The sequence below is a fragment of the Pseudomonas indica NBRC 103045 genome (genome assembly GCF_002091635.1).
Taxonomy (GTDB): Bacteria; Pseudomonadota; Gammaproteobacteria; order Pseudomonadales; family Pseudomonadaceae; genus Pseudomonas_M; species Pseudomonas_M indica.
Window position 1 is genome coordinate 12,716 of record NZ_BDAC01000031.1, and the last position, 18,108, is coordinate 30,823.

Sequence of the window (18,108 nt, forward strand, 5' to 3'; positions counted from 1 at the left end):
CTGCGACCCGGTTGGGGCCACAGCCGCCGCGGCCTCGGGCGGAAACGAGCAGTGAACACCGGAGGTGCGCACGCTCGCCGAGCCGGTCACGTCACATCGACGTTATGCCGTTCCTGCATAGGATAGCGTTTAACAGCATTGGCCGCCGCTCCGCCCGAGCCCTTAGCCTATCCACATCGCGGCACTGTCCGCGCTCCATCCGAGATAACGCTCATCATGTCCTCTGCTGCATCCTTCCGTGTCGAAAAAGACCTGCTCGGTACCCTCGAAGTGCCTGCCGATGCCTACTACGGCATCCAGACGCTGCGCGCGGTGCACAACTTCCGTCTGTCCGGCGTGCCGCTGTCGCACTACCCGAAGCTGGTGATCGCCCTGGCCATGGTCAAGCAGGCCGCGGCCGACGCCAACCGCGAGCTGGGCCACCTGACCGACGAGAAGCACAAAGCGATCAGCGAGGCCTGTGCACGCCTGGTTCGCGGCGAGTTCCACGATCAGTTCGTGGTGGACATGATCCAGGGCGGTGCCGGCACCTCGACGAACATGAATGCCAACGAGGTCATCGCCAACTTGGCACTGGAAGCCATGGGCCATGCCAAGGGCGAATACCAGTACCTGCACCCGAACAACGACGTGAACATGGCGCAGTCGACCAACGACGCCTACCCGACCGCCATCCGCCTGGGCCTGCTGCTCGGCCACGACGCGTTGCTCGCCAGCCTGGACAGCCTGTGCCAAGCGCTGGCCGCCAAGGGCGAAGAGTTTGCTCACGTACTGAAGATGGGCCGTACCCAGCTGCAGGACGCCGTGCCGATGACCCTCGGCCAGGAATTCCGCGCCTTCGCCACCACCCTCGGCGAAGACCTGAACCACCTCAAGCGCCTGGCGCCGGAACTGCTGGTCGAGGTCAACCTCGGCGGCACCGCCATCGGCACCGGCATCAACGCCGACCCGCGCTACCAGCAGCTCGCCGTCGAGCGCCTGGCGGCGATCAGCGGCCAGCCGCTGCGTCCGGCCGCCGACCTGATCGAGGCGACCTCCGACATGGGCGCCTTCGTGCTGTTCTCCGGCATGCTCAAGCGCCTGGCGGTGAAGCTGTCGAAGGTCTGCAACGACCTGCGCCTGCTCTCCAGCGGCCCGCGCACCGGCATCAACGAGATCAACCTGCCGCCGCGCCAGCCGGGCAGCTCGATCATGCCGGGCAAGGTCAACCCGGTGATTCCGGAAGCGGTCAACCAAGTGGCCTTCGAAGTGATCGGCAACGATCTGGCCCTGACCCTCGCCGCCGAGGGTGGCCAGTTGCAGCTGAACGTGATGGAACCGCTGATCGCCTACAAGATCTTCGACTCGATCCGCCTGCTGCAGCGCGCCATGGACATGCTCCGCGAGCACTGCGTGGTCGGTATCACCGCCAACGAAGAGCGCTGCCGCCAGCTGGTCGAGCACTCCATCGGCCTGGTCACCGCGCTGAACCCCTACATCGGTTACGAGAACGCCACCCGCATCGCCCGCGTGGCGCTGGAAAGCGGCCGCGGCGTGCTGGAGCTGGTGCGCGAGGAGGGCCTGCTGGACGACGCCGTGCTCGCCGACATCCTCCAGCCGGCCAACATGATTGCGCCGCGCCTGGTACCGCTGAAGGCCTGACACAACTGAAATTCCGAGACGCCGCGCCCTCCAGCGCGGCGTCTCGTTTTCCGCCCAAGCCTGCCGGGCGGCACACCGAAGGTCGCGTCAGACGGCCGTTCCGACAACAACAATCCGGGTGATAAAACATGAGTCAGAGCACTACCCTACCTTTGCGTCTCTGGGGCCGGCTGCCGCTGTGGCAGCAGATCCTCGTCGGCCTCGCCCTCGGTGTCGCCACCGGCGTGCTGTTCAAGAACGACGCGCAAGTCCTGGCGCCCATCGGCAGCCTGTTCCTCAACGCGATCAAGATGCTCATCGTGCCGCTGGTGTTCGTTTCGCTGGTGGCCGGCATCACCTCCATGGCCGACACCCGCAAGCTCGGCCGGATCAGCGTCAAGACCATCGCCATCTATCTCATCACCACGGCGTTCGCCGTGAGCATCGGCCTGCTGTTCGGCGGCCTGTTCGGCCCCGGCGAGGGTATGCACATGGTCGCCAGCGGCGCCGACGAGGCCAAGCAGGCGCCGTCGCTGGTGAGCATCCTGGTCGGTCTGGTGCCGAGCAATCCGGTGACCGCCTTCGCCGAAGGCAACATCCTGCAGATCATCGTGTTCGCCATCGGCCTGGGCGTGAGCATGAACCTGGTCGGCGAGAAAGCCGCACCGGTGGTGAAGCTCTTCGACGGCCTGGCCGAGACCTTCTACAAGCTCACCGACCTGGTGATGCGCCTGGCGCCCTACGGCGTGTTCGCCCTGATCGCCGGCGTGGTCGGCAGCCACGGCGCCGAAGTGCTGCTGCCGCTGGCCGGGGTGATCGGCGTGATTTACCTGGCCAGCATCGCCCACGTGCTGCTGGTCTACGGCGGCTTGCTGAGCCTGCTGGCCCGCCTCAACCCGCTGCGCTTCTTCCAGGGTATCGCCCCGGCGCTGGCGGTGGCCTTCAGCACCTCCAGCAGCTCCGGCACCCTGCCGGTGTCCATCGAGTGCGCGCGCAAGAACCTCGGCGTGTCCGAGGGCGTGGCCGGTTTCGTGCTGCCGGTGGGCGCCACCATCAACATGGACGGCACCGCCATCTACCAGGGCGTGCTGGCGCTGTTCATCGCCCAGGCCTTCGGCGTCGACCTGAATGCCAGCCAGTACCTGATGATCATCCTCACCGCGACCCTGGCCTCCATCGGCACCGCCGGTGTGCCGGGCGCCGGCCTGATCATGCTCGGCCTGGTGCTGACCTCGGTCGGCCTGCCGCTGGAAGGCGTGGCGCTGATCGCCGGTATCGACCGCATCCTCGACATGGCGCGCACCACGGTGAACGTGGCCGGCGACCTGATGACCTCGGCCCTGGTCGGCCGCAGCGAGAAGGAACTGGATCTCGAGGTGTACAACCGCTCCACCAAGGAGTGACAACCCAGGTATCCCGTCGGGGCGGGATACCGTCCGGCACCTCGGCTCGACAGCCGCGGTGCCGGTGCTTTTCTCACTAAAAGAACAAAACGGGAGAAATTCTCATGTTGGACCTGATCAACGACCTCCTCTGGAGCAAAGTCCTGATCGTCATGCTGGTGGGCCTGGGCCTGTACTTCACGGTACGTTCCCGGTTCGTGCAGTTCCGTTACTTCGGCACCATGTTCCGCATCTTCGCCGAAGCCTTCCAGCGCCAGCCGGGCCAGCTCAGCTCGTTCCAGGCCCTGATGCTCTCCGTGGCCGGCCGCGTCGGCGCCGGCAACATCGCCGGGGTGGCCGTGGCCATTACCCTCGGCGGGCCGGGTGCGGTGTTCTGGATGTGGCTGGTCGCCCTGCTCGGCATGGCCACCAGTTACTTCGAGTGCTCGCTGGCGCAGCTCTACAAGCGCCGCGAGGAAGACGGCACCTACCGCGGCGGCCCGGCCTTCTACATCCTCCACGGCCTCGGCCAGCGCTGGCTGGCGATCGTGTTCTCGATCCTGCTGCTGGTGACCTTCGGCTTCGGCTTCAATGCCCTGCAGTCCTACACCGTGGCCAGCTCGCTGCATGACACCTTCGGCCTGCCGACCTACCTGTGCGGCATCCTCCTGGCGGTGGTGATCGGCGTGATCATCTTCGGCGGCGTGAAGCGCATCGTCAGCATGGCGGACGTGCTGGTGCCGGTGATGGCGTTCTCCTACATCGCCATGGCGCTGTTCGTCATCGGCGGCAACATCGACCAGGTTCCGCAGACCCTAGCGCTGATCGTGAAGAGCGCCTTCGGCCTGGAGCCGGCCTTCGCCGGCGGCATCGGCGCGGCGATCCTGATGGGCGTCAAGCGCGGCCTGTTCTCCAACGAAGCGGGCCTGGGCAGCGCACCGAACGTGGCCGCCATCGCCGAGGTGAAGCACCCGGCCGCGCAAGGCATCGTGCAGTCCCTCTCCGTGTTCATCGACACCCTGCTGATCTGCACCAGCACCGCGCTGATCATCCTGCTCTCCGGCGTGTACCAGCCGGGCACCGAGATCGCCGGCGTGCTGCTGACCCAGAACGCCCTGGCGGCGGTGGTCGGCGAGTGGGGCCGGATTTTCGTCAGCCTGGCACTGCTGCTCTTCGTCTTCACCACGCTGATCTACAACTACTACCTGGGCGAGAACGCGCTGAGCTTCTTCAGCGAGAAGCGTCCGGTGGTGATCGGCTACCGCGCCCTGGTCATCGCCCTGGTGATGTGGGGTTCGCTGCAGGACCTGGGCACCGTGTTCGCCTTCGCCGACGTGACCATGGGTCTGCTGGCCCTGGTCAACCTGGTGGCCGTGGCGCTGCTGTTCAAGACCGGCCTGCGCCTGATGCACGACTACGACGCCCAGGTGAAGGCCGGCGTCGAGCGCCCGGTGTTCGACCGTCGCCAGTACGCCGACCTGGAACTCGACCCGGCTGCCTGGCCGGAGCCGCGCCCGGAGCCGCACGTCACCGCGGCCGCCGTGCACCAGCGTTGATCGGTGGGTAGTGAAAGGCTGAATCGCACCTCGACGATTCAGCCGCAATCAAGGCATGGAGGGCGGATCGCCTTCCATGCCTTTTTTGTTTCCTGGCGGTCGGCGCCGCTTTTGTGAACGGCATTTTGCCATCATTGCGCTCGTCTCTTGTATAGTCGCGACCCCGCGCGATCCGTGCGGCCTCCGCTCCCATGCCATACAAGGACAGAACCCATGAAGATCAAGAAACTGGCGAGCGTCGTCGCGCTGGCTATCGTTGCCAGCGGCTGCTCCACCAAGGCCTATTTCAAGCTGCCGGAACAGGCGAAGGTCTCGGTCTACGAGCGCCCGCAGCAGTATTCCCAGGGTCTGGTGAAGACCAAACCCTTCTACTGGACCGCCGCCGGCGGCATTCCCTACAAGCTCAGCGATGAGAACGGCACCTTGATCCGTCAGGGCAAGCTGCGTGCACGTTTCCGCGTGGCCTCCATCTTCTGGCCGCCCTTCGCCATCATTTACTGGCCGATGGGCTTCGGCCAACGCTGCTACGACCTGACCGCCGAGCAGCCGCAGACCTGCACCCACCAGGACCTGATCGACCTGCGCCGGGACCATCGGCTGTCGCGCTGAGCCGCCTCCGCTCTACTGCCAGGCGCCTCCCAGGGCCCGCAGCGCCTCGCCGATGCGACGCTCGTCGACACCGGCGAACCCCAGCACCAGACCGGCCCGGGTGTCCGGGTCGGCGGCGGGGTCCGGCAGCCAGTAATCGCTGAGCGCGTTGATCTCCACGCCGACCGCGGCGGCGCGCTCGATCAACTCGCGCTCCCGCGCCCGGCTCTCGACCCGCACGCTCAGGTGCAGCCCGGCTTCCACCGTCGGCAGCGGCTGGCAGCCCGCTATCCCGGCCGGCCAACCCGCCAGCAGCGCGTCCCTCCGCGAACGGGCGGCGCGGCGCATGCGCCGGATGTGGCGCTGGAAATGGCCCTCGGCGATGAACGCCGCCATGACCGCCTGGGTGCCGATTTCCGAGTGACGCATATCCAGCGCGCGCAGTTGCGCGACGGCTTGGGCCAGCGCCGGCGGCACCACCAGATAACCGAGGCGCAGGCCGGGAAAGGCAATCTTGGAGAAGGTGCCGATGTAGAGCACGCGCCCCGTCCGGTCGAGCGCGGCCAGGGGCGCCAGGGGCGTGCCGCTGTAGCGGTACTCGCCGTCGTAATCGTCCTCGAGAATCCAGCCCCGCTCGCGCTCGGCCCAGTCCAGCAGCTCCAGCCGGCGTGCCAGGGAGAGGGTCACGCCGCTGGGGTACTGGTGCGAGGGGGTGACGTAGACCAGCCGGCAGTCGGCCAGCCCCGCCAGTTGCCCGGTGTCCAGCCCGTCATGATCCACCGCCACGCCCTGCAACCGCGCCCCGGCTATCGCCAAGGCATGGCCGGCGGCGCGGTAGCCGGGATTCTCCACCGCCACGCTGTCGCCCGGCTCCAGCAACAACCGGGCGCACAGACTGATCGCCTGCTGAGCGCCGCTGGTGACGATCACTTGCGACGGCTCGCAATGCAGCCCACGCGCACTGCGCAGGTAGGCGGCGATCAATTCGCGCAGTTGCGGATCGCCCGCCGCCTCGCCATAGCCCAGGCGCTCCAGCGGCGGGTTGCGCCAGAAGCGCGCCTGCAAGCGGGCCCAGACTTCGAAGGGGAACAGGTCGAAGGCCGGAACCCCGACCCGGAACGCCCTGGGCGCGCCTTCGCGACGGCTGTCCAGGCGATGCGCCTGCAACTGGGCCTGCCGGTTCGACGCCGGCTCGGCCGAGGGGCTCGCCACCGCGCCGGAGGGCACCGGAGCGTCACCGAGCCCGGCTACATAAGTGCCATCGCCGGTGCGGCCTTCGATGAAGCCCTCGGCATATAACTGGTCATAAGCACGCACCACCGTATTGCGCGACACTCCCAACGCCCGCGCCAAGTCGCGGCTGGCCGGCAGGCGCATGCGGCTGGCCATGCGCCCGTCGAGGATGCGCTCGCGCAAGGCCTGGTAAAGCTGCCGGGCCAACCCCCGGCTCGAGTCGAGACGGATGCCGGCGGGGTCGAAGGGCAAGGTCGTGGGGTTCATGGCGACGATCCGCTGGAAAACCAGCAGCCTAAATTGGACTGCTGAAAATAGCCATGAATGGCTCTTTAAACGGACCAATCCGCTCCCTAGGATCAGGCTTCAACGATTCGCCTGGAGCCCACCATGTACCTGCCATCGGCCTTCCGCGTCGAAGACCTGCCCCACCTGCACGCACAGATCGATGCCAGCCCGCTGGCGATCCTGGTCACCCTAGGCGCACAGGGGCCCGAAGCCAGCCACTTGCCGCTGCTGCTCGACCCGCAGGCCGGCGAGTTCGGCACCCTGCATGGCCACTTCGCCCGCGCCAACCCGCAGTGGCGCCAGCTCGCCGACGGTGCCGAAGCCCTGGTGATCTTCTCCGGCCCCGATGCCTATGTGAGCCCCGGCTACTACCCGAGCAAGGCGGAGCACGGCAAGGCGGTGCCGACCTGGAACTACATCGCCGTGCATGCCTACGGCCAGGCCGAGATCTACGACGACCCGCAGCGCTTGCGTGCGCTGGTCAGCCGGCTGAGCGAGCGCCACGAGCAAGGCCGCGCTCATCCGTGGTCGGTGGACGACGCGCCGCCCGGCTACATCGACGGCATGCTGCGCGCCATCGTCGGCTTCTCCCTGCCGATCCGCCGCCTGGAAGGCAAGTGGAAGCTCAGCCAGAACCGCAACGCGGAGGATTTCGCCGGTGTTCGCGATGCTTTATCCGTCAGCCCGGAAGCGAACGAACGTGCGCTCGCCCAACGGATGACAACGCTGTAGTCCTACTTACGACAGGAGTCACCCATGCCACACCTCGAAATCCGTCCCATCAGTGCTGCCGACCACGACGCCTGGCTGCCGCTCTGGCAGGGCTACCAGCGCTTCTACCAAGCCGACATCCCGGCCGAGACCAGCGCCGTCACCTGGCAACGCTTTCTCGACCCGGCGGAGCCCATGCACGCGGCACTGGCCTGGCTCGACGGCCGCGCCGTGGGCCTGGTGCACTTCATCTACCACCGCTCCTGCTGGACCGTCGGCAACTACTGCTATTTGCAGGACCTGTTCGTCGCCGAGGGCCTGCGCGGCGAGGGCATCGGCCGCCGGCTGATCGAGCACGTCTACGCAACGGCCCAAGCCGCCGGCTGCTCGCGCGTCCACTGGCTGACCCACGAGACCAACACCGAGGCCATGAAGCTGTACGAGCGGATCGCCGATCGCTCGGGTTTCGTGCAGTATCGCCACCTGTTCTGAAGGAGAACCCCATGCATCAGGATGATCTGCTCGACTGGCACGCCGCCGTCCTGCCCTCGCCACGTACGTTGCAAGGCCGCTATATCCGCCTGGAGCCGCTCGATCCGAAACGGCACGGCGACGATCTCTGGCAAGCGCTGCAAGGCCCCGAATCCGACCCGGCGCTGTGGGATTACCTACCTTACGGTCCGTTCGACCAGCGCGCGGATTTCGATACGTGGCTGGCGGGCAATGCCGAGACGCGCGATCCGCTGTTCTACAGCGTGGTGGATCGGCGCAGCGGACAGGTCCAGGGGCTGCTCAGCTTCCTGTCCATCGTGCCGGAACACGGCAGCATCGAGATCGGCCACGTCGCCTTCGGCGCCCGCATGCAGCGCAGCCCGCGGGCGACCGAGGCGGTCTTCCTCCTCGCCGAGGAAGCCTTCGCCTTGGGCAATCGCCGCCTGGAGTGGAAGTGCAACGCCGCCAACCAGCGCTCCATGCGCGCCGCCGAGCGCTTCGGCTTCCAGTTCGAGGGGATTTTTCGCCAGCACCGGGTGGTCAAGGGTCGAAACCGCGACACCGCCTGGTTCGCCATGGTCGACCACGAATGGCCGGCGCTGCGCGAAGCGTTCCAGCGATGGCTGGCGGAGGAGAATTTCGATACCGAGGGGCGCCAACGGCAACGCCTGGAGGCGCTACGCGGCTGAGCCGTACTTGGTAGGAGCCAGCTCTGCTGGCGAAGCTTTTGTGTCGCCATTCGCGAGCAGAGCTCGCTCCTACAAAGACGAGAGCCCAACTGTAGGGCGAATTCAATTCATTCGCCTGACCCACCATCGCCGGGCGAATAAATTCGCTCCTACATAGGTCCCGTAGCCTGGATAAACGCAGCGTAATCCGGGACAGACCCTAGAACTTCTCCGGCCGCAGCACCTCCACCTCCGCCAGATAGCAGACCATGGCGTAGTTGGCGTAATAGTGCTCCTGCAAGTGGTGGGCAATACGCTCGGCCACTTCGCGGGCGCAGATGACCTCCAGGCGGATGTTGCCCTCGGTGTCCCAGCCGGCGCTGCGCACGCCCCGGCTGCCGCGTCCGCGGGCGTCCGACAGGGTCCAGCCGGGGGCGCCGAGCTGGTCCAGGTCGGCTTCCAGTTTCTTTTCCAGTGCCGCTTCGCAGATCACGGTGAGCAGCGTACGAGTATGGGCAGGCATCTTCAGAGTCCCCATGCGATCAGGGTTTCGGCCAGGGCCAGGTACAGCGGAATGCCCACCAGGATATTGAAGGGGAAGGTGATTCCCAAGGAGGCCGTGAGCGACAGCGACGGATTGGCCTCCGGCACCGCCAGGCGCATCGCCGCCGGCACCGCGATATAGGAGGCGCTGGCCGCCAGCGTGGCGAGCATCGCCGTGCCACCCAGCGACAGGCCCATGGCCCGAGCCAGCAAAGCCCCCACCAGGGCACCGACCAGCGGCATGCACAGGGCGAACAGCGCCAGCTTGGCGCCGAAGCGTTTCAGTGCGCTGAGCTGCCCGGAGGCGATCAACCCCATCTCCAGCAGGAAAAACGCCAGCACCGGCTTGAACATGCTGGTGTAGAGCGGCTCCAGCGGCTTGATCGACTCCTTGCCGGCAATCGCGCCGATCGCCAGGCCGCCGAGCAGGAGCATGATGCTCTTGCCGAGGAAAATCTCGCGGCCCAGCTCCTTCCAGTGCGTCTCGCGGGAAATCCCCTTAGCCAGGACGATGCCCACCAGGATCGCCGGAATCTCCAGAATCGCCACGAACAGCGGCATGTAGCTCTCGAAGGCAATGCCCTTGGCCACCATGAAGGCGACCACCACGGCGAAGGTACCGGCGCTCACCGAACCGTAGTGGGCGGCCACGCTGGCCGAATCGACCCGCGAAAAACCAAGCAGGCGCAGCGCCGGAAACGCCAGCAGCGGCAGGCAGATGCCCAGCCCGAGCACCAGCAGCGATTGGCCGAGCAGCGCTGGGCTGGCTTGCTCCGCCAACTCCACCCCACCATGCAGACCAATGGCCAGCAGCAGCACGATGGAGAGCGTCTCGTACAGCGCCGGCGGCAGTTTCAGCTCGCTTTTCACCAACCCGGCGACCAGACCGAAGAGGAAGAACAGCACGACAGGATCGAGACTCATCACAACTCCAAAGCGGTTAAAAAAAGGGAGCCTTGCGGCTCCCAGGGGACTTACTCGATCAACCTTCTATTTCGATCAGGACCTCGCCGGGGTTCACCCGGTCGCCCTTGGCCACGTGGACGGCCTTGACCGTACCGGCGATGGGCGCCTGCACCTCGGTCTCCATCTTCATCGCTTCGGTGATCAGCACCGGCTGGCCCACCTTGACCACATCACCTTCCTTCACCAGCACGTCGACGATGTTGCCCGGCATGCTAGTGCTGACGTCACCCGGCGCGCTGGCATGCTTGCGCTTGCCGCCGGCGCCGCCACCGACGAAGGCGTTCAGCGGCTCGAACACCACTTCTTCCGGCATGCCGTCGATGGACAGGTAGAAGTGGCGCTTGCCGTCGGTCTTCACGCCGACGCCGGTGATGTCCACGCGGTAGCTTTCGCCATGCACGTCGATGACGAACTCGGTGGGCACGCCTTCGCCGCTAACCGCCGTCTGGCTGCCGTCCGGAATCGGCAGCAGCACTTCCGGGGTCAGGGTGCCGGCTGCGCGCTCTTCGAGGAACTTGCGGCCGATGTCCGGGAACATGGCGTAGGTCAGCACGTCCTCTTCGCTCTTCGCCAGGGCGCCGATCTCGGTACGCAGCTTGGCCATCTCCGGCTTGAGCAGGTCGGCCGGGCGACCCTCGATCACTTCTTCGCTGCCGATGGCGCGGAAGCGCAAGTGTTCGTTCACCTTGCCCGGCGCCTTGCCGTAGCGACCCTGGAGGTACAGCTTCACCTCATTGGTGATGGTCTTGTAGCGCTCGCCGGCGAGCACGTTGAACACCGCCTGGGTGCCGACGATCTGCGAGGTCGGCGTGACCAGCGGCGGGAAGCCGAGGTCGGCGCGCACCTTGGGAATCTCTTCGAACACTTCGTTGATGCGGTGCAGCGCGCCCTGTTCCTTCAACTGGTTGGCCAGGTTGGACATCATGCCGCCCGGCACCTGATTGACCTGCACGCGGGTGTCCACGGCGGTGAATTCGCTCTCGAACTGGTGGTACTTCTTGCGCACCGCGTAGAAGTACAGGCCGATCTCCTGCAGCAGTTCGAGGTCGAGGCCGGTGTCGTACTCGCTGCCCTTGAGCGCGGCGACCATCGACTCGGTGCCCGGATGGCTGGTGCCCCAGGCGAAGGCAGAGATGGCGGTGTCGATGTGGTCGGCGCCGTTCTCGATCGCCTTGAGCTGGCACATGGCGGCCAGGCCGGCGGTGTCGTGGGAGTGGATGAACACCGGCAGCGACTGCTCGGCCTTCAGCGCCTTGACCAGCTCACCGGTGGCATAGGGCGTGAGCAGGCCGGCCATGTCCTTGATCGCGACGGAATCGCAGCCCATGGCTTCCATCTGCTTGGCCTGGGCGACGAAGGCGTCGATGGTGTGCACCGGGCTGGTGGTGTAGCAAAGGGTGCCCTGGGCATGCTTGCCGGCCGCCTTCACCGCCTCGATGGCGACGCGCAGGTTACGCACGTCGTTCATGGCATCGAAGATGCGGAACACGTCGATGCCGTTCACCGCCGCCTTGGCGACGAAGGCTTTCACCACATCGTCGCTGTAGTGCCGGTAGCCCAGCAGGTTCTGCCCGCGCAGGAGCATCTGCAGACGGGTGTTGGGCAGTGCGGCGCGCAGTTGGCGCAGACGCTCCCACGGGTCTTCCTTGAGGAAGCGCACGCAGGCGTCGAAGGTGGCGCCGCCCCAGACTTCCAGCGACCAGTAGCCGACCCGGTCGAGCTTCTCGCAGATCGGCAGCATGTCTTCCAGGCGCATGCGGGTGGCGATCAGCGACTGGTGGGCATCGCGCAGGATGGTATCGGTGACGAAAATCTTCTTACTCATCGTATTCTCCTAGGGAGCTACAAGCGGCGAAGGCGCCTGTCGCTCATAAACCTGCATGGGCGGCGATGGCGGCGGCGATAGCCAGGGCCAGCTCGCCCGGCCTGCGCTTGATCGAGTAATTCAGCAGCTCCGGGTGTTCGTCGACGAAGCTGGTGTTGAACTGGCCGCTGCGGAAGTCCGGGTTGGAGAGGATTTGCTGGTAGTAGGTGGTGGTGGTTTTCACGCCCTGCACGCGCATGTCGTCCAGCGCCCGCGAGCCACGCGCCAGGGCCTCTTCCCAGGTCAGCGCCCAGACGACCAGCTTCAGGCACATGGAGTCGTAGTACGGCGGAATGGTGTAGCCGGTGTAGATCGCCGTGTCGGTGCGCACGCCGGGGCCGCCGGGCGCGTAGTAGCGGGTGATCTTGCCGAAGCTGGGCAGGAAGTTGTTGCGCGGGTCTTCGGCGTTGATGCGGAACTGCAACGCGTAGCCACGGTACTGGATGTCTTCCTGTTTCACCGACAACGGCAGGCCGGAGGCGATGCGGATCTGCTCGCGGACGATGTCGATCCCGGTGATTTCCTCGGTGATGGTGTGCTCCACCTGGACCCGGGTGTTCATTTCCATGAAATACACCTCACCCTCGGCGAGGAGGAATTCCACAGTGCCGGCGTTCTCGTAGCCGACCGCCTTGGCCGCGCGTACCGCCAGGTCGCCGATATAGGCGCGCTGCTCGGGAGTGAGCTGTGGGCTGGGGGCGATCTCGATGAGCTTCTGGTTGCGCCGCTGGATCGAGCAGTCGCGCTCGAACAGGTGCACGGTGTTGCCGAAGCTGTCGGCCAGCACCTGGGCTTCGATGTGCTTCGGGTTGACGATGCACTTTTCGAGGAAGACTTCCGCCGAGCCGAAGGCCTTGGTCGCCTCGGAGATCACCCGTGGATAGGCCTGCTCCAGCTCCTCGCGGGAGTTGCAGCGGCGGATGCCCCGGCCGCCACCGCCGGAGGTGGCCTTGAGCATCACCGGGTAACCGATGCGCTCGGCCTCGCGCAGCGCCTCTTCGAGGTCGGCCACGTTGCCCTCGGTGCCGGGCGTCACCGGCACGCCGGCGGCGATCATGCTGCGCCGCGCCTCGGTTTTGTCGCCCATGCGGCGGATCACCTCGGCCGACGGCCCGATGAACTTGATCCCGCGCTGGGCGCAGATTTCCGCCAGCTCGGCGTTTTCGGAGAGGAAGCCGTAACCGGGATGCAGCGCATCGCAGCCGGTTTCCACCGCCAGGTTGACCAGCTTGCGCGGGTTCAGATAACCCGCCAGCGGGTCGTCGCCGATGCTGTGCGCCTCGTCGGCACGCTTGACGTGCAGCGCATGGCGGTCGGCTTCGGAGTAGATGGCCACCGAGCGGATGCCCATCTCGGCGCAGGCGCGCACGATGCGGACGGCAATCTCGCCGCGGTTGGCGATCAGGATTTTCTTGATCACGTCAGGTTTCCCTCGACCGAGTGAACAGGCGAACGACTGCGAAAGACTTCACGATTTACCGGTGAGCGCTTCCGAAGCCGGTCGACGCGTGACCGAAGCATGGCTTGCGGTCGCTTATTTACCCTAGGCGTTCACAGCGATTAACCCAAATCAATATTTATTGGGTTACTTATTAGCCATGACTTATAGTTGACCGATCGGTTGCTTGGGTGAGATCGGTTCGAGATGCGTAAGTCCTTGATGCGCCTGACATTGCGCCAACTACAGGTGTTCCGCTCGGTGTGCGACAGTCGGTCCTACAGCCGTGCCGCCGAGGAGATGGCGCTGACCCAACCGGCGGTCAGCCTGCAAATTCGTCAGTTGGAGGAGCTGGTCGGGCAGCCCTTGTTCGAATACGTCGGCAAGAAGCTCTATCTCACGGAAGCGGCGGAAGCACTGAAACGCGCCAGCACGGACATCTTCCAGCGCCTGGAAAGCCTCGACATGCAGCTCTCCGACCTGCAAGGCTCCTTGCAGGGCCAGCTCAACCTGGCGGTGGAATCCAGCGCCAAGTACTTCGTGCCGCACCTGTTCGCCGCCTTCAAGCGCCAGCAACCGGACGTCAGCCTGCACCTCACGGTGGTCAACCGCAGCCAGGTGATCAAACGCCTCTCCGACAACCGCGACGACTTGGTGATCATGTCCCTGGTACCGCAGGACATGGCGCTGGAATTTCTGCCCTTCCTGAACAACCCCATCATCGCCGTGGCCCCACCCGGCCACCCGCTGTACCGCGCCGCCAAGCTGACGCTGCAGGACCTGGAGCCCTACCCGCTGCTGGTTCGCGAGCCCGGCTCGGGCACCCGCAAGGCCTGCGAGGAATATTTCCAGCAGAAGCGCGCGCACTTCGCGCAGATACTTGAAGTGACGTCGCTGGATGCGCAGAAGGAATGCGTGGTCGCCGGCCTCGGCCTGGCCTTGCTGCCACGCCATGCGGTGAGCCTGGAGCTGGCCACCGGCCTGCTCCGCGAGCTGCCGGTGGAAGAGCTGCCGCTGTTCCGCAGCTGGTGCGCGGTGCATGCCCGCGGCAAGCGGCTGACGCCGGTGGCGCAAGCGTTCCTCGCGTTCATCCGCGAGGAACGCGCGCAGATCAGTGCGCTGGCCGAGCGTTTCGCCGGGACACTGCCTGCGACGACAGCAGGTAGTTGACCGCGATCAGCTCCGGATAGTCCGACAGCTCCTGCTGCAACTGCCGCTGCTCGGCGTAGGTCTCGATGGCGCGGCGGAAGCGCATGCGGCGCTGGTCGGCCAGCTTGCGGCGGGCCTTGGAATCCAGGCCGTGGTCGTCTTGATGCGTATCGTGATGCCGGGACATAGCGCGTCTCCCTTGAGGTGAGGTGCGGTAGCCGCAGCTTCCTCCGGGGTGGTTACGCGTTGACGGCAGAGCGATGACGCTTCAATGAACGTCGATCAGTCCTCGGCGACCTTCACCGTCTTCGGCGACAAGCGCAGGCTGCGCAGACTGCGCTTGACACTCTTGAGGTGGTTGACCAGGGTCGGGCCGCGTGCCATGGCCACGCCCATCGCTAGCACGTCGATCACCACCAGGTGGGCGATCCGCGAGGTCAGCGGGGTGTAGATTTCGGTATCTTCCTGCACGTCGATGGCCAGGTTGACCGTGGCCAGCTCGGCCAGCGGCGTCTGGCTCGGGCACAGGGTGATCAGGTTGGCGCCCGCTTCACGCACGAGGTTGGCGGTGATCAGCAGGTCCTTGGAACGGCCCGACTGGGAAATGCAGATCGCCACGTCGGTGGGCTTGAGCGTCACCGCCGACATCGCCTGCATGTGCGGGTCGGAATAGGCCGCCGCCGTCAGCAGCAGGCGGAAGAACTTGTGCTGGGCATCCGCCGCCACCGCGCCGGACGCGCCGAAGCCATAGAACTCCACCCGCTGGGCCTGGGCGCAGGCGGCGATGGCCTTCTGCAGGGCCTCCGGGTCGAGGCGCTCACGGACTTCCATCAGGGTGTGCAGGGTGGTGTCGAAGATTTTCAGGCTGAAGTCCGCCACCGAGTCGTCCTCGTGGATGGCGAACTGGCCGAAGCTGGCGCCGGCCGCCAGGCTCTGCGCCAGTTTCAGCTTGAGGTCCTGGAAGCCGCTGCAACCGATGGCGCGGCAGAAACGGACGATGGTCGGCTCGCTGATGCCGACGTCATGGGCCAGATCGGCCATGGAGCTGTGCATCACCGCAGCCGGGTCGAGCAGCACGTGATCGGCCACCTTGAGTTCCGACTTGCGTAGCAGGTGGCGCGATTGAGCGATGTGTTGCAACAGATTCACTGGAAAGGACTCGGGTTATGATCGTCAGGTCGGGACGAGACGCCATTCGAAAATGTCCGCGCCAGGCGGGCGCAGCAGTTTGGAATGGGTTCTCGCACTCATGGCAGGCTGCTGAAAACGCGTTTCAACGGCCTGGTAGTGCGCTTGTAGTTATACTACATGGCTCGCTTCCGCGCCCAGGTAATGTGTCTCGGAGAACGCAATTGACCAAGCCCTGCGACATGCTGGTATTCGGCGGCACCGGTGATCTGGCCCTGCACAAACTGCTGCCGGCGCTCTACCACCTGCACCGTGAAGGCCGCCTGCCGGCCGACATGCGCATCCTCGCCCTGGCCCGGCGTAACCTCGGGGCGGACGCCTACCGCGCCCTCGCCGAGCGCCATTGCCGGGCCCAGGTGGCACGCGTCGACTTCGACCCGCAGACCTGGCAAGGCTTCGCCGAACGCCTCGACTACCTGGCCATGGACGCCAGCCAGAGCGCCGACTACGGCCGGCTGGCCAAGCACCTCGGCAGCCGCTGCCAGCGCGGACGCATCTACTACCTGGCCACCGCGCCCGACCTGTTCGAAGACATCGCCGCCTACCTGAAAACCGCCGGCCTCGCCGGTGACGACACGCGCATCGTGCTGGAAAAGCCGATCGGCCACTCGCTGGAATCGGCCCAGGCGATCAACGCCTCCATCGGCGCGGTGTTCGACGAATCCCGCGTGTTCCGCATCGATCACTACCTGGGCAAGGAAACCGTGCAGAACCTCATGGCGCTGCGCTTCGCCAATGCCCTGTTCGAGCCGATCTGGCGCGCCGGACACATCGACCACGTGCAGATCAGCGTCTGCGAAACCCTCGGCGTGGAAAACCGCGGCAGCTACTACGACCGCGCCGGCGCCATGCGCGACATGATCCAGAACCATCTGCTGCAACTGCTCTGCCTGGTGGCGATGGAGGCCCCGGTGCGTTTCGACGCGGAGTCGGTGCGCAACGAGAAGGTGAAAATCCTCGAGGCGCTCAAGCCCATCACCGGGCTCGACGTAAAGGACAAGACCGTGCGTGGCCAGTACAGCGCCGGCAAAGTCGGCGGGCATGACGTGCCGGCGTACTATTTCGAGAAAAGCGTCGACAACGACAGCGATACGGAGACCTTCGTCGCCGTTCAGGTGGAAATCGACAACTGGCGCTGGAGCGGCGTGCCGTTCTTCCTGCGCACCGGAAAACGCCTGGATCGCAAGCGCTCGGAGATCGTCATCCAGTTCAAGCCGGTGCCGCACCTGCTGTTCAACGGCTGCGAGGCCAACCGTCTGCTGATCCGCCTGCAACCGGAAGAGCGCATCAGCCTGCAACTGATGGCCAAGGTCCCCGGCAAGGGCATGCGCCTAGACCCGGTGGAACTGGACCTCGACCTCGCCCATGCCTTCCGCCAGAAACGCCGCTGGGACGCCTACGAGCGCCTGCTGCTGGACGTGATCGAAGCCGATTCGACGCTGTTCATGCGTCGTGACGAGGTGGAAGCGGCCTGGCGCTGGGTCGATCCGATCATCGAGGGCTGGCACCGGCACTACCAGAAACCCCGCCCCTACCCGGCTGGCTCGACCGGCCCGGAACTGGCCCACAGCCTGTTGGAATTGCAGGGCAGAGCCTGGCACGAGTGACGCCGTCAGCTGCGCAACTTTCTGCCAGCATCCTGTGGATAACCTTGTGGATGAACGCTGGTAGCCGTTGCGCTGCCTGACCTTCCGCCCACTGCGCAAAAACTTGCGCAGTGGTGCGCAACTTCTTGCGCACTTTTTTGTGATCGCCTTCGCATCGGGGCTTTTCGGCGCTCTTATCGTTCTGCTATCCCTTTGAATTACTTGGTCTTTTCTCTTCCTGGCACGTCCCTCGCTATGTCCCCGGCTCCCGGACCACTTCCGGTCCATGACCCAAGGCAAGGAGAGCTCTCATGCCAACACCCGCGTACCTGTCCCTCGAAGGCACCAAACAAGGTCTGATCACCGCTGGCACCTTCACCGAGGACTCGGTCGGCAACATCTTCCAGGAAGGTCATGAAGACCAGATCCTGGTCCAGGCTTACAACCACCAGGTCATCATTCCCCGCGACCCGCAGTCCGGCCAGCCCACCGGCCAGCGCGTGCACAAACCGCTGATGATCACCAAGGTCTTCGACAAGTCCTCCCCGCTGATCTTCAACGCCCTGACCTCCGGCGAGCGTCTGAACAAGTGCCGTCTGGAGTGGTACCGCACCTCCTCCACCGGTACCCAGGAGCACTACTTCACCATCGAACTGGAAGACGCCGTGATCGTCGACGTGCAGTCGCGCATGCCGAACTGCCAGGACCCGAACATGGCCCACTTCACGCACCTGGAAGACGTCTACTTCACCTACCGCAAGATCGTCTGGACCCACGAGGTCTCCGGCACCTCCGGCTCCGACGACTGGCGTGCGCCGATCTCCGCCTAAGGGATC

Annotated in this window: 17 protein-coding genes; 10 read left to right on the plus strand and 7 right to left on the minus strand. The window is 65.5% G+C overall.

What is annotated here, in order from left to right; all coding sequences use genetic code 11:
* Positions 1 to 216: 216 nt before the first annotated feature.
* The 4 genes from aspA (at position 217) to PIN01S_RS24175 (ending at position 5,167) form a co-directional block, all read left to right on the plus strand.
* Entirely contained in the window at positions 217 to 1,641 is a 1,425-nt protein-coding gene (gene aspA, locus PIN01S_RS24160; protein ID WP_084339466.1) for an aspartate ammonia-lyase, read from the plus strand.
* A 128-nt stretch (positions 1,642 to 1,769) separates the two neighbouring features.
* The gene (locus PIN01S_RS24165) at positions 1,770 to 3,023 is read left to right on the plus strand and encodes a dicarboxylate/amino acid:cation symporter (RefSeq protein WP_084339467.1); all 1,254 of its coding nucleotides are present in this window, start codon (positions 1,770 to 1,772) and stop codon (positions 3,021 to 3,023) included.
* 104 nt (positions 3,024 to 3,127) lie between these two features.
* The gene (locus tag PIN01S_RS24170) at positions 3,128 to 4,558 is read left to right on the plus strand and encodes an alanine/glycine:cation symporter family protein (protein WP_084339468.1); all 1,431 of its coding nucleotides are present in this window, start codon (positions 3,128 to 3,130) and stop codon (positions 4,556 to 4,558) included.
* A 213-nt stretch (positions 4,559 to 4,771) separates the two neighbouring features.
* Positions 4,772 to 5,167, plus strand: a complete 396-nt coding sequence (locus PIN01S_RS24175) for a hypothetical protein (RefSeq protein WP_084339469.1) — start codon at positions 4,772 to 4,774, stop codon at positions 5,165 to 5,167.
* Positions 5,168 to 5,179: 12 nt separating this feature from the next.
* On the opposite strand, the gene pdxR is transcribed toward PIN01S_RS24175, so the two are convergent.
* Positions 5,180 to 6,646: a MocR-like pyridoxine biosynthesis transcription factor PdxR gene (gene pdxR, locus PIN01S_RS24180; RefSeq protein ID WP_084339470.1), complete on the minus strand. Its 1,467-nt coding sequence runs from the start codon at positions 6,644 to 6,646 to the stop codon at positions 5,180 to 5,182.
* Between the two features lie 123 nt (positions 6,647 to 6,769).
* On the opposite strand from pdxR, the gene PIN01S_RS24185 reads away from it, so the two are divergent.
* The 3 genes from PIN01S_RS24185 to PIN01S_RS24195 are packed head-to-tail and all read left to right on the plus strand — an operon-like array spanning position 6,770 to position 8,559.
* Positions 6,770 to 7,399, plus strand: a complete 630-nt coding sequence (locus PIN01S_RS24185; protein ID WP_084339471.1) for an FMN-binding negative transcriptional regulator — start codon at positions 6,770 to 6,772, stop codon at positions 7,397 to 7,399.
* A 24-nt stretch (positions 7,400 to 7,423) separates the two neighbouring features.
* The gene (locus PIN01S_RS24190; RefSeq protein WP_084339472.1) at positions 7,424 to 7,870 is read left to right on the plus strand and encodes a GNAT family N-acetyltransferase; all 447 of its coding nucleotides are present in this window, start codon (positions 7,424 to 7,426) and stop codon (positions 7,868 to 7,870) included.
* Positions 7,871 to 7,881: 11 nt separating this feature from the next.
* A complete protein-coding gene (locus PIN01S_RS24195; protein ID WP_084339473.1) occupies positions 7,882 to 8,559 on the plus strand; it encodes a GNAT family N-acetyltransferase in 678 nt (225 codons plus the stop codon).
* Between the two features lie 199 nt (positions 8,560 to 8,758).
* On the opposite strand, the gene PIN01S_RS24200 is transcribed toward PIN01S_RS24195, so the two are convergent.
* The 4 genes from PIN01S_RS24200 to PIN01S_RS24215 are packed head-to-tail and all read right to left on the minus strand — an operon-like array spanning position 8,759 to position 13,331.
* A complete protein-coding gene (locus PIN01S_RS24200) occupies positions 8,759 to 9,061 on the minus strand; it encodes a P-II family nitrogen regulator (protein ID WP_084339474.1) in 303 nt (100 codons plus the stop codon).
* A 2-nt stretch (positions 9,062 to 9,063) separates the two neighbouring features.
* On the minus strand, positions 9,064 to 10,005 hold the full coding sequence (locus PIN01S_RS24205; protein ID WP_084339475.1) for a sodium-dependent bicarbonate transport family permease: 942 nt from the start codon (positions 10,003 to 10,005) through the stop codon (positions 9,064 to 9,066).
* Between the two features lie 58 nt (positions 10,006 to 10,063).
* Entirely contained in the window at positions 10,064 to 11,872 is a 1,809-nt protein-coding gene (gene oadA / locus PIN01S_RS24210) for a sodium-extruding oxaloacetate decarboxylase subunit alpha (protein ID WP_084339476.1), read from the minus strand.
* 43 nt (positions 11,873 to 11,915) lie between these two features.
* Complete coding sequence (locus PIN01S_RS24215) at positions 11,916 to 13,331, minus strand: acetyl-CoA carboxylase biotin carboxylase subunit (RefSeq protein ID WP_084339477.1); 1,416 nt, start codon at positions 13,329 to 13,331, stop codon at positions 11,916 to 11,918.
* A gap of 240 nt (positions 13,332 to 13,571) precedes the next feature.
* Between PIN01S_RS24215 and PIN01S_RS24220 the strand changes: the two genes are divergently transcribed.
* Positions 13,572 to 14,519, plus strand: a complete 948-nt coding sequence (locus PIN01S_RS24220) for a LysR family transcriptional regulator (RefSeq protein ID WP_169715881.1) — start codon at positions 13,572 to 13,574, stop codon at positions 14,517 to 14,519.
* On the opposite strand, the gene PIN01S_RS24225 is transcribed toward PIN01S_RS24220, so the two are convergent.
* Positions 14,461 to 14,685: a PA3496 family putative envelope integrity protein gene (locus PIN01S_RS24225; protein ID WP_084339479.1), complete on the minus strand. Its 225-nt coding sequence runs from the start codon at positions 14,683 to 14,685 to the stop codon at positions 14,461 to 14,463. The two genes, PIN01S_RS24220 and PIN01S_RS24225, sit on opposite strands and share 59 nt — an antisense overlap.
* Before the next feature lie 95 nt (positions 14,686 to 14,780).
* Complete coding sequence (gene hexR / locus PIN01S_RS24230) at positions 14,781 to 15,647, minus strand: transcriptional regulator HexR (protein WP_084339480.1); 867 nt, start codon at positions 15,645 to 15,647, stop codon at positions 14,781 to 14,783.
* Between the two features lie 221 nt (positions 15,648 to 15,868).
* Here hexR and zwf point away from each other — a divergent pair, with 221 nt between their 5' ends.
* Positions 15,869 to 17,293, plus strand: a complete 1,425-nt coding sequence (gene zwf / locus PIN01S_RS24235; protein ID WP_217990199.1) for a glucose-6-phosphate dehydrogenase — start codon at positions 15,869 to 15,871, stop codon at positions 17,291 to 17,293.
* Between the two features lie 290 nt (positions 17,294 to 17,583).
* Positions 17,584 to 18,102, plus strand: coding sequence for an Hcp family type VI secretion system effector (locus tag PIN01S_RS24240; RefSeq protein ID WP_084339482.1), 519 nt, complete (start codon positions 17,584 to 17,586; stop codon positions 18,100 to 18,102).
* The last annotated feature ends 6 nt before the right edge of the window (positions 18,103 to 18,108 follow it).

Coding starts and splice junctions, on each gene's coding strand:
- aspA (WP_084339466.1), top strand. CDS start 217: ATGTCCTCTGCTGCATCCTTCCGTGTCGAAAAAGACCTGCTCGGTACC.
- PIN01S_RS24165 (WP_084339467.1), top strand. CDS start 1,770: ATGAGTCAGAGCACTACCCTACCTTTGCGTCTCTGGGGCCGGCTGCCG.
- PIN01S_RS24170 (WP_084339468.1), top strand. CDS start 3,128: ATGTTGGACCTGATCAACGACCTCCTCTGGAGCAAAGTCCTGATCGTC.
- PIN01S_RS24175 (WP_084339469.1), top strand. CDS start 4,772: ATGAAGATCAAGAAACTGGCGAGCGTCGTCGCGCTGGCTATCGTTGCC.
- pdxR (WP_084339470.1), bottom strand. CDS start 6,646: ATGAACCCCACGACCTTGCCCTTCGACCCCGCCGGCATCCGTCTCGAC.
- PIN01S_RS24185 (WP_084339471.1), top strand. CDS start 6,770: ATGTACCTGCCATCGGCCTTCCGCGTCGAAGACCTGCCCCACCTGCAC.
- PIN01S_RS24190 (WP_084339472.1), top strand. CDS start 7,424: ATGCCACACCTCGAAATCCGTCCCATCAGTGCTGCCGACCACGACGCC.
- PIN01S_RS24195 (WP_084339473.1), top strand. CDS start 7,882: ATGCATCAGGATGATCTGCTCGACTGGCACGCCGCCGTCCTGCCCTCG.
- PIN01S_RS24200 (WP_084339474.1), bottom strand. CDS start 9,061: ATGCCTGCCCATACTCGTACGCTGCTCACCGTGATCTGCGAAGCGGCA.
- PIN01S_RS24205 (WP_084339475.1), bottom strand. CDS start 10,005: ATGAGTCTCGATCCTGTCGTGCTGTTCTTCCTCTTCGGTCTGGTCGCC.
- oadA (WP_084339476.1), bottom strand. CDS start 11,872: ATGAGTAAGAAGATTTTCGTCACCGATACCATCCTGCGCGATGCCCAC.
- PIN01S_RS24220 (WP_169715881.1), top strand. CDS start 13,572: ATGCGCCTGACATTGCGCCAACTACAGGTGTTCCGCTCGGTGTGCGAC.
- PIN01S_RS24225 (WP_084339479.1), bottom strand. CDS start 14,685: ATGTCCCGGCATCACGATACGCATCAAGACGACCACGGCCTGGATTCC.
- zwf (WP_217990199.1), top strand. CDS start 15,869: ATGCTGGTATTCGGCGGCACCGGTGATCTGGCCCTGCACAAACTGCTG.
- PIN01S_RS24240 (WP_084339482.1), top strand. CDS start 17,584: ATGCCAACACCCGCGTACCTGTCCCTCGAAGGCACCAAACAAGGTCTG.